This is a genomic window from Paractinoplanes deccanensis (assembly GCF_016862115.1).
GTDB classification, from domain to species: domain Bacteria; phylum Actinomycetota; class Actinomycetes; order Mycobacteriales; family Micromonosporaceae; genus Actinoplanes; species Actinoplanes deccanensis.
Genome location: NZ_BOMI01000158.1, coordinates 1 through 13,672 on the forward strand (window position 1 = coordinate 1; position 13,672 = coordinate 13,672).

At 73.9% G+C, this 13,672-nt stretch carries 11 protein-coding genes; all 11 read left to right on the forward strand.

The window, feature by feature from the left end:
- Positions 1-335: WD40 repeat domain-containing protein (locus Ade02nite_RS38720; RefSeq protein WP_369076681.1), on the forward strand; the 335-nt coding region annotated here is incomplete at its 5' end.
- A gap of 525 nt (positions 336-860) precedes the next feature.
- On the forward strand, positions 861-1,262 hold the full coding sequence (locus Ade02nite_RS38725) for an SAV_6107 family HEPN domain-containing protein (RefSeq protein ID WP_307871253.1): 402 nt from the start codon (positions 861-863) through the stop codon (positions 1,260-1,262).
- Positions 1,263-1,461: 199 nt separating this feature from the next.
- Positions 1,462-2,265, forward strand: a complete 804-nt coding sequence (gene imuA' / locus Ade02nite_RS38730) for a DnaE2-dependent mutagenesis accessory factor ImuA' (RefSeq protein ID WP_307871250.1) — start codon at positions 1,462-1,464, stop codon at positions 2,263-2,265.
- Between the two features lie 43 nt (positions 2,266-2,308).
- The gene (locus Ade02nite_RS38735; RefSeq protein WP_203774920.1) at positions 2,309-4,453 is read left to right on the forward strand and encodes a DNA polymerase Y family protein; all 2,145 of its coding nucleotides are present in this window, start codon (positions 2,309-2,311) and stop codon (positions 4,451-4,453) included.
- 131 nt (positions 4,454-4,584) lie between these two features.
- Entirely contained in the window at positions 4,585-7,923 is a 3,339-nt protein-coding gene (locus Ade02nite_RS38740; protein WP_203774847.1) for an error-prone DNA polymerase, read from the forward strand.
- Positions 7,924-7,965: 42 nt separating this feature from the next.
- Entirely contained in the window at positions 7,966-8,364 is a 399-nt protein-coding gene (locus tag Ade02nite_RS38745) for an SSI family serine proteinase inhibitor (protein WP_203774849.1), read from the forward strand.
- Between the two features lie 26 nt (positions 8,365-8,390).
- Positions 8,391-9,140: a methyltransferase domain-containing protein gene (locus Ade02nite_RS38750; protein ID WP_203774851.1), complete on the forward strand. Its 750-nt coding sequence runs from the start codon at positions 8,391-8,393 to the stop codon at positions 9,138-9,140.
- A 15-nt stretch (positions 9,141-9,155) separates the two neighbouring features.
- Positions 9,156-10,400 carry an alkaline phosphatase family protein gene (locus tag Ade02nite_RS38755; protein ID WP_379036991.1) on the forward strand — a complete coding sequence of 415 codons (1,245 nt, stop codon included), beginning with the start codon at positions 9,156-9,158 and terminating at the stop codon, positions 10,398-10,400.
- Positions 10,401-10,441: 41 nt separating this feature from the next.
- Positions 10,442-11,737: a DNA polymerase IV gene (gene dinB / locus Ade02nite_RS38760; RefSeq protein ID WP_203774858.1), complete on the forward strand. Its 1,296-nt coding sequence runs from the start codon at positions 10,442-10,444 to the stop codon at positions 11,735-11,737.
- Positions 11,738-11,837: 100 nt separating this feature from the next.
- Positions 11,838-12,224 (forward strand): SCO2097 family morphological protein, encoded by a 387-nt coding sequence (locus tag Ade02nite_RS38765; RefSeq protein ID WP_203774860.1) that lies wholly within the window; start codon positions 11,838-11,840, stop codon positions 12,222-12,224.
- A gap of 155 nt (positions 12,225-12,379) precedes the next feature.
- On the forward strand, positions 12,380-13,561 hold the full coding sequence (locus tag Ade02nite_RS38770) for an amidohydrolase family protein (protein ID WP_307871252.1): 1,182 nt from the start codon (positions 12,380-12,382) through the stop codon (positions 13,559-13,561).
- The last annotated feature ends 111 nt before the right edge of the window (positions 13,562-13,672 follow it).

Here is a 13,672-nt window from a genome sequence, read left to right on the forward strand (position 1 = left end):
CCGCGGAGACGGACGCCCTGGCGTTCTCGCCGGACGGGCGCATCCTCGCCGGTGGCGGCGACCGCACGGTGCAGCTGTGGGACGTGACGAGCCGGCAGCCGCTGACCACCCTGGCCGGGCACGGGGACCGGGTGACCGGGCTGGTGTTCTCCCCGGACAGCCGGACGCTCGTCTCCCTCGACGGCGCCGCCGCTCGCCTGTGGGACATGCCGTCCCCGGACCCGGGCGCGGCGGTGGCGAAGATCTGCCGGGCCGTCGCCCGGGACCTGAGCACCGCGGAGCGCACGCTCTACCTGCCCGGCCGGCACCAGCCCGGAGCCATCTGCCCGGCCTGATGACCACGGTGCCGGAGAGGCGCGGTTGTTCAGGTGTGGCGGATGCCGCGTGTCGGCCGCGCGGAGTTGCTTTTTTGTCGTACAGGAGTGCTAGTCTCTTCCTTAGTTAGAACGGATGTTCGAAAGAGCTTCCTTCTGGCGCCGGGAGCGGTGTTTCGCGGCTCTGCTCCCGGAGCGTGGCACCCGCGAAGTGCCGCGCGTGAGGCACCGGGCATTCGCGGGTCCGGCGCCTTCAGACAAGGCAGGACCGTCGTCCGCTGCCCCCGACCCCCGGGTGGCGGGCGACGGACCCGCCGGTAAGTCCGGCCGGGTGTGGTGTGGGGAAGCTTCACACCCGGCCGGCTGCCCCACGGGCTGCTGCGTCTTCCTCCGCAGCGGATCGGTTCGACCAGCACGTCGGATGCGAGACACGCGAGGAGAAACACGATGGCGAGCAACACGGCGGCGGGCCTCACCCAGGTGCCCGGTCTGGCGCACGCGCCGACCGCGGCCGCCCGTTCGGAGGCGCCCACGGTTCCGGCGCACATGCTGCCGCAGCGCACCCCTGCCCAACTGCTGACCATCGCCCGGCAGGGCCTCGACGAGGCGGCGCGCACCCGCCCCGACGGCCTGCGCTACGCGGCGGCCCACCTGGCCGCCCTGCGCGCCGCCGCCGCTGTCCTGGCCGCCCGGGCCCGCCCGGCCGCCTCCACCCGGCGCAGCCGGGTCACCAGCGTCTGGTCGCTGCTCGTCCTGGTGGCTCCCGAGTTCGGCGAGTGGGCCAACTACTTCGCCCTGGGCGCCGGCAAGCGGGCCGCCGCCGAGGCCGGCATTCCCCGTGTGGTGAGTCCCCGCGAGGCCGACGACCTTCTCCGTGCCGCCGAGCAGTTCGTGGCCGTGGTCGAGTCGGCCCTGGGCCTGACCTATCAGCCGCCCCTGGCCGCCTGAGAGCCGCCCGCACGGGACGGGAGTCGCCACGGAGGGCGGCCCGCTCGATTTCACCCGCTCGATCTCCCCGGCCCGGGCTGCGGCGTGGGCCGACCTGAGCGACACCGGACCTGAGCGACACCGGACCTGAGCGACACCGGACCTGAGCGACACCGGACCTGAGCAACACCAGGCCTGAGCGACAAGAGCGAGGCAACACATGGCGGGACGCATGATCAACGGTGCGGCCGCCCTTGCTGAACTGGTGCGGGCGGCCGGCGAGACCGAGACCAGCGGTGTCCAGCGGATGCTGCCGGTGGCGCCCGAGCTGAGCACCCTGCTGCCGGGGCGCGGGCTCCGGCGGGGCAGCACCGTCGCGGTCACCCCCGGCGGCCGCGAGACGGTCGCGAGCGGCGGCACGTCGCTGCTGCTGGCGCTGCTCGCCGAGGCGTCCCGGGCGGGTTCGTGGTGCGCGGTCGTGGGCGTGCCCTCGCTGGGCGCGATCGCGGCCGCCGAGAGCGGCGTGGCCCTCGACCGGCTCGCCCTCGTGCCCGACCCCGGCCCCGAGTGGCCCACCGTCGTGGCCGCCCTCATCGACGGCGTCGACGTGGTCGTCACGTCCGTGCCCGGCGGCGTCTCCGGCTCGATCGCCTCCCGCCTCGTGGCCCGGGCCCGCCAGCGGGGCAGCGTCCTCGTCCCGTTCGGCGACTGGTCCGGCGCCGACGTGACCCTGCGCGTCGTCGCCGCCCGCTGGGAGGGCCTGGGCGCCGGCCACGGCCGCCTGCGCCGCCGGGAGCTGACGGTCCTGGCCCGGGGCCGCGGCGCCGCCGCCCGCCCCAAGGAGGCCACCATGTGGATGCCGGGCGTCACGATCCGCCCGATCACCCTGCCGCCGGCCCCCTCCGCCACCGATCCCCGCCCGGCCCGCCGGAGCGCCTCTGCCGGGGACGCTTCTTCCGGAGGCGCCGCTGCGCCGGCTTCGGCCGGTGGCGCTGTGGTCCGGCTCCCGGCGGCGGTGGGCTGACGTGGCGGTGGCGGGAGTGACCGGGCCGGCCGGGCCGCGGACCATGGTGCTCTGGTGCCCGGATTGGCCGGTCGTCGCGGCCGAGATCGTGGAGGGCGTTCCGGCGGCCGGCGCGGTCGTCGTGCTGCGCGGCAACAGGGTGGTGGCCTGTTCCGAGGAGGCGCGGCGGGAAGGCGTACGGCGGGGACTGCGCCGCCGGGAAGCGCAGAGCCGCTGCCCGCGGCTGGTGGTCGTCGAGGACGATCCCGCGCGGGACGCCCGGGCCTTCGAATCCGTGGTGGCGGCGGTCGAGGAGGCCGCCGTCGGCGTCGAGGTGATCCGGCCGGGTGCCTGCGCCTTCGCGGCGCGCGGTCCGGCCCGCTACTTCGGCGGCGAGGAGGCGGCCGCCGAGCGGATCGTGGAGCAGGTCGCCCAGCGGTGCGAGGTGGAGAGCCAGGCCGGCGTGGCCGAGGGCGTCTTCGCGGCGGGACTCGCGGCGCGCAAGGGGCTGCTGATCCCGCCGGGCGGGACGGCCGCGTTCCTGGCCGGGGAGCCGATCGAGGCGCTGGAACGCCCCGAGCTCGCCGACCTGCTGAAGCGGCTCGGCATCACGACGCTCGGCGACTTCGCGAAGCTGCCGGCGGGCGACGTGCTGAGCCGGTTCGGGTTCGACGGGGCGCTCGCGCACCGGCTGGCGGCCGGGTTCGACCATCGGCCGCTCGCTGTCCGCAAGCCGCCGCCCGACCTGGAGGTCGAGGAGACGTACGACGAGCCTCTCGAACGGGTCGACGTGGCCGCCTTCGCCGGCCGGGTGCTCGCCGAGCGCCTGCACGAGCGGCTCGCCGCGTACGGCCTGGCCTGCACCCGCCTCGGCATCGAGGCGATCACGGCGAACGGCCAGGAACTGCACCGGGTCTGGCGCCACGACGGCACCCTGACGGCGGCGGCCATCGCCGAACGCGTCCGCTGGCAGCTCGACGGCTGGCTCACCGGCGCCCGCCGCGGCGCGCCCGCCCGTCCCACCGCCGGCCTCGTACGCCTGCGCCTGATCCCCGACGGCGTCCTGGTCCACTTGGGACTGCAGCCCGGCCTGTGGGGCGACACCGGCGCCGAGCGCGAACGCGCCCACCGAGCCTTCAGCCGGGTCCAGGGCCTGCTCGGCCCCCACGCGGTCGTCACACCCGTCCTCGGCGGCGGCCGCTCCACCGACGACCAGATCCGCCTGGTCCCCTGGGGCGACGAACGAGCGCCCGCCCGCCCCTCCGCCCCCCACGACGACCCGGTGCCGGGCGTGATCACGGCGCCGCTCCTGCCGCGGTCCACGGCTCCGGCCCTCACACCCGACCTGCCCGACTACGACCCCCCAGCAGAGGTGCGCCCGGAGCCCGCCACCGACGGCACGGTGATCCCGATGTCGTCGCGCCGGCCGAGAGGTGCCGAGGCCGCGCTGTCCTGGGAGGGCATGGGGTTGGCGTCGGTCTCCCACCTCGCCGACCACCGGCCCGCCGACTCGCGGCTCGCCGACTCCCGGGCTGCCGACTCGCGGGCTGCCGACTCGCGGCCCGCCGACTCCTGGGCTGCCGACTCGCGGCTCGCCGATTCCCGGCCTGCCGACTCCCGGGCTGCCGACTCGCGGCCCGCCGACTCGCGGCCCGCCGACTCCTGGGCTGCCGCCGACGCCCGGCCTGCCGCCGACGCCCGGCCTGCCGCCGCTCGGGCCGCCGACTCCCATTCCGCCTCCGTCCGGGGCGCCGCCGACTCCCGGCTCGCCGCCGACTCCCGGCCTGCCGCGGCCGTCGACGCCCGGCCCGCGGCTGCCGACCGCCCTCGTGAGGCGTGGGCCGAGCGTGTCGGGCGCAAACCCCCCAAACCGCCCACCCTGCCGCCGTGGCCGGGCCGGTTGCCCAAGCCGGCGCCGGCGCTCGTCCTTCCGCAGCCGCTGGGCGCCGTGGTGCTCGACGCCACCGGGACGCCCGTGGGAGTCAGCGCTCGCCTCGAGCTCACCGGGGAACCCGCCGCCCTCGTGGTCGACCGCGGACAGCCGGTCGAGATCGCCGGCTGGGCCGGGCCGTGGCCGATCGACGAGCGCTGGTGGGCGGTCGGTGAGGGGCGGCGGCGTGCCCGCTTCCAGGTCGTGCTCGCCGACGGGCAGGCTTTTCTGCTGGTCCTCGCGTCGGGGCACTGGGCGGTCGAGGCCATCTATGACTGACAGCATGCCGGCGCCGTTGTCCACAGGCCGCCGGTTGTCCACAGGGCACTCCGCGCGCCGTGGCGTTTTCCGTCAGACTGGTGGAGGTGGGGGCCCCCTAGGGAGGGTGGGCCCTGCGGGTTGGAGCGCTCATGGGCTTCAATAACCCCGACATCTCCTGGTCAGATCTGGAGGGCACCCTCTCCGGCAAGAAGCCCTACGTGGTGGACCCGCTCGCCGTGGACGGCGACGGCGGCGATTCTCCCGCCTGGTCCCGCAAGCGCCAGCCCTACCAGGCGCCCGCCCTGATCAAGAGCGAGAGCCGCACCCCTTACGCCGAGTTGCACTGTCACACCAACTTCAGCTTTCTCGACGGCGCCAGCCATCCCGAGGAGCTCGCCGAGGAGGCCTTCCGCCTCGGTCTTCGCGGTCTGGCCGTCACCGACCACGACGGTTTCTACGGTGTGGTGCGGTTCTCGCAGGCCGCCCGGGAGCTGGGCCTGCCCACCATCTTCGGGGCCGAGCTGTCGCTCGATCTCGGCAAGCCGCAGAACGGTGAGCCCGATCCGGAGGGCCGGCACCTGCTCGCTCTCGCGCACGGGCACGAGGGGTACGCCCGGCTCGCCCGCGTGATCTCGCGGGGGCAGCTGGCGGGCGGCGAGAAGGGCAAGCCCGCGTACGGCGATCTCGAGGACATCGCCGCCGAGTTGCGCGATCACGTCCTCGTGCTGACCGGGTGCCGGAAGGGGAGTGTGCCGTTCGCTCTCGCCACCGAGGGGGTGGAGGCCGCCGCGTACGAGCTGGACCGGCTTGTTGCTCTTTTCGGCCGGCCCAATGTCGCCGTCGAGCTCACCTCGCACGGCGATCCCTACGACGACGACCGCAACGACATCCTGTACGCCCTCGCGGGGAGCCGCCGTCTCGAGGCCGTCGCCACCAACAATGTGCACTACGCCGTGCCGGCTCGCCGGCGTCTCGCCACCGCTCTCGCCGCCGTGCGGGCCCGGCGCAGCCTCGACGAGATGGACGGCTGGCTGCCCGCGGCCGGCACCGCCCATCTGCGCGGCGGTGACGAGATGGCCCGCCGGTTCGCCGCCTATCCGGGTGCGGTCGCCAACGCCGCCATGTTCGGTGACGATCTCGCCTTCGACCTCAATCTCGTCGCGCCCAAGCTCCCCGACTTCCCGATCCCGGAGGAGGGGCACACCGAGATGAGCTGGCTGCGCGAGCTCACCATGCGCGGCGCCCGGGAGCGGTACGGGCCGCCGGAGGCGCACCCCAGGGCGTACGAGCAGCTGGAGTACGAGTTGCGGATGATCGAGGAGCTCGGCTTCCCCGGGTACTTCCTGGTCGTCTACGACATCGTCGAGTTCTGCCGGCTCAACCGGATCTACGCGCAGGGGCGGGGCTCGGCGGCCAACTCCGCGGTCTGCTACGCGCTGCGGATCACCAATGTGGACGCCGTCGCGCACAACCTGCTCTTCGAGCGTTTCCTCGCCCCCGAACGGGACGGTCCGCCCGACATCGACGTGGACATCGAGTCGGACCGCCGCGAGGAGGTCATCCAGCACGTGTACGCGAAGCACGGGCGCGAGCACACCGCGCAGGTCGCCAACGTCATCTCGTACCGGCCGCGCTCCGCCGTGCGGGACATGGCCAAGGCGTTCGGCTTCTCGCCGGGGCAGCAGGACGCGTGGAGCAAGCAGATCGACCGGTGGGGCAGTGTCGCCGCCGTCGACGTCGACGACATTCCGGAGCAGGTCATCACGTACGCGAACCAGGTCCAGGATTTTCCGCGGCACCTGGGCATCCATTCGGGCGGCATGGTCATCTGCGACCGGCCGATCATCGAGGTGTGCCCGGTGGAGTGGGGCCGGATGCCGGGCCGGACCGTGTTGCAGTGGGACAAGGACGACTGCGCGGCGATCGAGCTGGTCAAGTTCGACCTGCTCGGGCTCGGCATGCTGTCGGCGCTGCGGTACGCCCACGAGATGATCGAGTCCGAGTTGGACATCGGCTCGATGGACCTGACCGATCCCGAGGTCTACGAGATGCTCTGCCGCGCCGACTCGGTCGGGGTGTTCCAGGTGGAGAGCCGCGCCCAGATGGCCACGCTGCCCCGGCTCAAGCCCCGCGAGTTCTACGACCTCGTGGTGGAGGTGGCGCTGATCCGGCCGGGGCCGATCCAGGGTGGCTCCGTGCACCCGTACATCAGGAGGAAGAACGGCCTCGAGGAGATCACCTATCCGCATCCGCTGATGCGCAACGCGCTGGAGAAGACGCTGGGCGTCCCGCTCTTCCAGGAGCAGCTCATGCAGCTCGCGATCGACGTGGCGGGCTTCGACCCGGCCGAGGCCGACCAGCTGCGCCGGGCGATGGGCTCGAAGCGCTCGGTGGAGAAGATGGAGCGCATCCGCGGCCGCCTCTACCAGGGCATGGCCGAGCGGGGGATCACCGGCGAGCTCGCCGACGACCTGTTCCAGAAGCTCTCCGCGTTCGCCAGCTACGGGTTCCCGGAGAGTCACGCGATGAGCTTCGCCTATCTGGTGTACGCGAGCGCGTGGCTCAAGCGGTACCACCCGGCGGCGTTCTGCGCGGCCCTGCTCAACGCGCAGCCGATGGGGTTCTACTCGCCGCAGTCGCTGGTCGACGACGCCCGCCGGCACGGTGTCGAGGTGCGCCGTCCCGACATCAACCTGAGCAACGCCGCGGCCACGCTCGAGTCGACGCCGCGGACGCGGTGGGGGGCGGCGCCCGGGGAGCCGCCGCACGCCTGGGGGCTGGGTGGCCCGGCCGTGCGGCAGGGGCTTTCCTCCGTTCGTACGCTGGGCGACGAGCTCGCCGAGCGCATCGAGCGGGAACGCCGCGAGCACGGGCCGTACGCGAGCATGACCGACCTGTCCCGCCGTACCGGCTGCACGACCGCCCACCTCGAGGCGCTCGCCACCGCCGACGCGTTCGCCGGTTTCGGGCTGACCCGCCGCGAGGCCCTGTGGGCCGCCGGCGCCGCCGCGCAGGACCGTCCCGACCGCCTGCCCGGCACGGTGAGCGGCACCGACGCGCCGATGCTGCCCGGCATGAGCGACGTCGACGAGCTGGTCGCCGACGTGTGGGCCACCGGACTGTCGCCGGACGCGCATCCCGCCCAGTTCATCCGCGCGGAGCTGGACAGGGTGGGCGCCCTGCCGATCGCGCGGCTGGGCGGTGTCGAGGCCGGCACCCGCATCCGGGTGGGCGGCATCGTCACCCATCGGCAGCGGCCGGCGACCGCGGGCGGGGTGACCTTCGTGAACCTCGAGGACGAGACCGGGATGCTGAACGTGACCTGCTCGCCGGGCCTGTGGCAGCGCTACCGCAAGGTGGCGCGGACGAGCTCGGCGCTGATCGTGCGGGGCCGCCTGGAAAAGGCGGAGGGCGTGCTCAACCTGGTGGCGGACCGGCTGGAGGCGGTGACTCCACCGGTGACCCCGGCATCCCGGGACTTCCGGTGATTAGCGGGTATCCTCCGGCTTTGCCCGTTTCGAGGAGATCCTGTGTTCAACGTCCTTCTTGCCTCCGCTCTGCTGTCCGCCGTTCTGCCGGGGCCGATCGCCGACCCGCCGCCGTACGGCTCGCCGCCGCGGCAGAGCGAGCCGAAGGTCGCGCTCAAGCTCCAGTACACGGCGGAGTCCGGCTTCGCGATGGCCGTCACGCTGGACTGCGAGCCGTACGGCGGTGGCCACCCCAAGGCCGAGGCCGCCTGCGAGACGCTGAGCGCGGTCGGCGCCGACCCCGGCAAGATCGAGCCGAAGCCCACCGCCTGCGTCATGATCTACGCGCCGGTCGTCGCCGAGGTCACCGGCGTGTGGCGCCGCATGCCGGTGAAGTGGACCCACACGTACGGCAACACCTGCGAGATGCGCCGTGCGACCGGGGTGCTGTTCGAGTTCTGAGGGCGGAGTCCCGTTACGCTGCGCGTGTGGAAATCGCATCGACGCGTACCCCCGGACCGCTCGTGACCGCCCGGACCGCCGCCGTCTGGGCGGTGCTGCGCCGGGAAGTGGAACGCAACGCCGGCCGCGAGCTGACCGTGATCGACGTCGGCGGCGGCACGGGCGGCTTCGCCGTGCCGCTCGCCGAGGCGGGCCACACCGTCACCGTCGTGGACGCGAGCCCCGACGCGCTCGCCGCGCTGACCCGCCGCGCCACCGACGCCGGGGTCGCCGGGCGCGTCCGCGCCGTGCAGGGCGACGGTGACGCGCTCGCGTCCCTGGTCGAGCCGGCGAGCGCCGACCTCATCCTCTGCCACGCGGTGCTCGAGGTGGTCGACGACCCGGCCTCGGTGGTCGCGGCCATCGCCGCGGCGCTGCGCCCGGGCGGCGCGGTGAGCCTGCTGGTGGCGAGCAAGGCGGCCGCCATCCTGGGCCGCGCGATCAACGGGCACCTGCGCTCGGCCGCCGCGGTCGCCGCCGACCCCGAGGGCCGCGCCGGCGCCCGCGACACCCTGCGCCGCCGCTTCGACGCCGAGGGCGCGGCGTCCCTCCTGCGCTCCGCGGGTCTCGAGCCCGAGGAGACCCATGGCGTGCGCGTGCTGGCCGACCTCCTCCCGGCCGCCGTCGTCGAACAGGACCCGCAGGGGCTGCTCTCGCTCGAGCTGGAGCTGTCGTCGCGGCCCCCGTTCCGCGACATCGCCTCCCAGCTGCACGTGTTCGCCCGCCGCCCGCTCTGACCCCCGGAGTCGCCCGTGGCCTCCCCGTCGCCGCGCCAGGTGCTCGCCGGTGAGATCCCGCCGGACACGCAACCGTCCCTGACCGGGCCGCTCGTGGTTCCCGACGACCACCTGCCGGCCTCCGCCTTCGAGACCCGCCCGCCCGCGTACGGGGACGGCAGCCTCGCCGACGTGCTGCCCAGCGTGAGCGCGGTGCTGGGCGTGCCGGGCGCCGCCGACACGCTGGGGCTGCGGCAGAGCCTGGACGGCGTCGAGCGGGTGGCCGTGCTGCTCGTCGACGGCCTGGGCGCGTACCAATTGCCGGCTGCCGCCCCGTACGCCCCGGTCCTGACCGAACTGGCCGCCGGAGCGGGCACCCTGACCACCGGGTTCCCCTCGACGACGCCGGTCAGCCTGGTCACGCTCGGCGCCGGCGTGCCGCCCGGAGCGCACGGCGTGCTCGGCTTCACCACGCTGCGGCCCGACGGCCGGCTGCTCAATCACGTGCACTGGACCGACGACCCCGACCCGGCCGGCTGGCAGCCCGTGCCGACCCGCTTCGAGACCGCCGAGGCCGCCGGGGTCGCGGTCACCCAGGTGGTCCGCCCCGAGTTCCGCGGCAGCGGCCTGACCGTGGCCGCCTACCGGGGCGCCGCCTTCCGCCCCGCCTCCACCGGCGCCGAGCTGGCCGACCAGATGCTCGCCGCGCTCGCCGCCGCGCCGGGGCGCGCGCTGGTCTACGGCTACCACCCCGATCTGGACAAGACCGGCCATCTGTACGGGGTGAGCTCGCACTACTGGCACCTCGCGGCCCAGGGCGTCGACGACCTGCTCGACCGCCTGGTCCACGGCCTGCCGCCGCGCTCCGCCCTGCTCGTGGTCGCCGACCACGGCCAGCTCAACGTGCCCGTGGACGCCCGCTACGACATGGCCGACGACCCCGCCCTGTCCGACGGCGTGGTGACCGTCGCCGGCGAGCCGCGGGTCCGCTACCTGCACGTGGCCCGCGGCGCCACGGCCGACCTGGCCGCGGCCTGGAAGGCGGTCATGGGCGACGCCGCCTGGATCATGACCCGCGAGGAGATGATCGACGCCGGCTGGTTCGGCCCGGTCCCCGCCGGCCACCGCTCCCGCATCGGCGACCTGGTCATCGTCTGCCAGGACCGCGCCGTGGCCCTGGCCTCCGGCTGGGAGCCGCCCCCGGTGGGCAGGCTGATCGCCTACCACGGCTCGGTGACGGCGACGGAGATGACGGTCCCGCTGCTGATCGCCCGCGGCTAGCCGGCCCGTTTTTGTCGGGGGGTCCGGCTAGCCTCTCCCTCGTGGGACGTAGCCAGGCTGTGCCGAGGGGCCGCGACCCGCGCTTCGGCCTCGACGCCGACGACGCGGGCTGCACCATCCTGCATGTCGACATGGACGCGTTCTTCGCCTCCGTGGCCGTCCGAGCCGACCCGTCCCTGCGCGGCAAGCCGGTCGTCGTCGGCGGTGTCGGCCCCCGCGGCGTGGTCAGCTCCGCCAGCTACGAGGCGCGCCGCTTCGGCGTGCGCAGCGCCATGCCCACCGCCCGCGCCCGCATGCTCTGCCCCCGCGCGATCTTCCTGCCGGTCGACGGCCCGGCCATCGGCGAGGCCTCCCGCGCCGTCATGTCGATCTTCCGAGACGTGACGCCGCTGGTCGAGCCGCTCTCCTCCGACGAGGCCTTCCTCGACGTGGCCGGCGCCCAGCGGCTGCTGGGCCGCCCCGTCGAGATCGCCCAGCTGATCCGCCGCCGCATGCTCGAGGAGCAGCGGCTCACCTGCTCGGTCGGCGTCGCGCCCACCAAGTTCGTCGCCAAGCTCGGCTCCACCCGCGCCAAGCCCGACGGCGTGGTGGTCGTGCCGGCGGCGCTGGTGCTCGACTTCCTTCACCCGCTGCCGGTCGACGCGCTGTGGGGCGTGGGCGAGCGCGCCGCCGAGACCCTGCGCCGGCTCGGGCTCACCACGGTCGGCGAGATCGCCCGGGCGCCGATCGGCATGCTGCGCGGCGCGCTCGGCGAGGCCTCCGCCACCCATCTGCACGAGCTGTCCTGGGGCCGCGACCCGCGCGCGGTGAGCCCCGAGCGCGAGGAAAAGTCGATCGGCGCCGAGATGACCTTCGACACCGACGTCGCCGACCCCCTGGTCATCCGGCGCAGCCTGTTGGCCCTCTCCGAAAAGGTCGGCGCCCGGCTGCGCGCGAGCGGCCACGTCGGCCGCACGATCGCGATCAAGGTGCGGCTCGCCGACTTCCGTACCGTCAATCGATCTCGCACGGTGTCCACGAGCACCGATGTGGCACGTGAGATTTTCGAGACGGTTTGGAATTTGTTCACGGCGCTCGGCGCCCGTGATCACATCCGTCTGGTCGGCGTACGCGTCGAGGGCCTCACCGACGCCGCCACCACATCACGCCAGCTCAGCCTGGGTGAGCCCGAGCGCGGCTGGCGCGAGGCCGAGGCCGCGACCGACGCGGTGATCGCCCGCTTCGGCCGCGCCAGCGTCCGCCCGGCCAGTCTTTTGGGACAAAGCGATCTCCGCCGGACCGAAAATCACCCGCACTCGACGGTCGTCCCGCTTTCCGACCCGCCAACCCCCTCGTAGACTTGCTCGGTAAGGCAGCCGACGGCTGTCCCGCGCCACTTACCTTAGTGTCACCCCGACTCCACTCACGGAATCGGTTACGCGCCCGGGGAGGAATGCCGTGCCGCTCTCGGAGCACGAGCAGCGGCTGTTCGATCAGATCGAGCGGTCGCTTGCCGAGGACCCCAAGTTCGCCTCGGCTGTGCGGGCCAGCGACCCGCGTTTCCACGCACGGCGCCGGCTCCTCATCGCCGCGTTCGTGATCATCATTGGCCTCGCCCTGGTCGTCTACGGGACGGTCAGCAGCAACACGCCACTCGGCGTGGCCGGCTTCGTCGTCATGCTCAGCTCGGCCGCCTTCGCGATGCAGTCCCGTCGCAAGGTCTCGGCCCCCGACCTCCACGCCGTGGGCGGCACAGCCACCCGCCGCACCCGCCAGACCCGCAAGTCGGGCTTGCTGGACCGCCTGGAGGACCGCTGGCGCCAGCGCCCCGAGGGACACCGCTGACGGCCACAACGTCATAGCGGACCACCCCGTGCCGGCGCACCCAGCCGGCCATCGCACGATGGCGGCCTCGAGCCGCCATCTCGCGTTTCACCTGTGCGGGTGCCTCCGACAACTTCCCGATTGACCCGGGCCGGGCCGGGGAGTCTGCTCGGTTCATGATGATGGCTGTCCGGGCGTCCCGGCTTTTCGACGGTGTCGACGCCAAGCCGGTGGAGTGTCCCCTCGTCCTCGTCGAGGACGGGCGGATCGTCGCCGTCCAGAGCGGAGGCGACCCGCCGGACGGCGCGCAGGTCGTCGATCTCGGCACGGCGACCCTGCTGCCCGGCTTGATCGACTCGCACGTCCACCTGGCCTTCGACGCGAGCGTCGACTCGGTCGACCGGCTCGCCGCCGCCGACGACGACCAGGTCCTCGCGACGATGCGGGCGTCGGCCCGGCTGGCGTTGTCCGCCGGCATCACCACCGTGCGAGACCTCGGGGACCGCGACTACCTGTCGCTGAAGCTGCGCGACGAGACGGCCACGGACCCCACCGCCGGCCCGCGCATCCTCGCCGCCGGCCCGCCGATCACCACCGGCAACGGCCACTGCTGGTTCCTCGGCGGCGCGATCACCCCCGGCGCCGGCACCATCCGCGCCGCCGTACGCGCCCACGCCGAACGCGGCGTCGACGTGATCAAACTGATGGCCACCGGCGGCGAGCTGACCCCCGGCTCGGCGTCGCACCTGCCCCAGTTCACCGCCGCCGACCTGCGCGCCGCAGTCGACGAGGCCCACCGGCTCAACCTGCCGGCCACCGCCCACGCCCACGGCACGCAAGGCATAGCCAACGCCGTGGCCGCCGGCGTAGACATGATCGAGCACGGCACCTTCATGACCGCCGACAGCGTCGCCGCCGACCCCACAGTCATCGCCGCGATAGCCCGAGCCGGCATCCCCATCGGCGCCACCATCGCCCAAAAGCCCAACCCCGCCTACACCCCACCCCCACGCATGATCCAGCTGATCCCCTTGATCGTCGCCGTCTTCCAGCAGATCCAAGCGGCCGGCATCCCCGTGATCTGCAGCAGCGACGCCGGCATCGGCCCCCTCAAGCCGATCGACGCCCTGCCGTACGGCCCCGCCATGATGGCCAAGCACTTGGGCGGAACCCCAGCCGAACTCCTGCGCAGCGTCACCTCAGAAGCCGCCCGAGCCTGCGGGACAGCCGACCGCAAGGGCCGCATAGCCCCCGGCTTCGACGCCGACCTCCTGGCCGTGGACGGCGACCCTTTGGCCGACTTGACCGCTTTGACCGCAGTGCACGCCGTCTTCCGCGAGGGCGTCCAAGTCCGCTGACGGTGGGGTAGGCCGGGCGGCAGCCTCGCCACCGGAAGCCCCACCGGCACCACCTCATCAGGCGCGTGCTCCGTGCGTGCCTGCGCTGGCCGACCATCCAATGCCGTGGTG

What these genes read in the sequence shown, in the direction of transcription:
- Ade02nite_RS38725 (WP_307871253.1), top strand. Translation starts at nt 861, where the DNA reads ATGCTGCCGCAGCGCACCCCTGCCCAACTGCTGACCATCGCCCGGCAG.
- imuA' (WP_307871250.1), top strand. Translation starts at nt 1,462, where the DNA reads ATGGCGGGACGCATGATCAACGGTGCGGCCGCCCTTGCTGAACTGGTG.
- Ade02nite_RS38735 (WP_203774920.1), top strand. Translation starts at nt 2,309, where the DNA reads ATGGTGCTCTGGTGCCCGGATTGGCCGGTCGTCGCGGCCGAGATCGTG.
- Ade02nite_RS38740 (WP_203774847.1), top strand. Translation starts at nt 4,585, where the DNA reads ATGGGCTTCAATAACCCCGACATCTCCTGGTCAGATCTGGAGGGCACC.
- Ade02nite_RS38770 (WP_307871252.1), top strand. Translation starts at nt 12,380, where the DNA reads ATGATGATGGCTGTCCGGGCGTCCCGGCTTTTCGACGGTGTCGACGCC.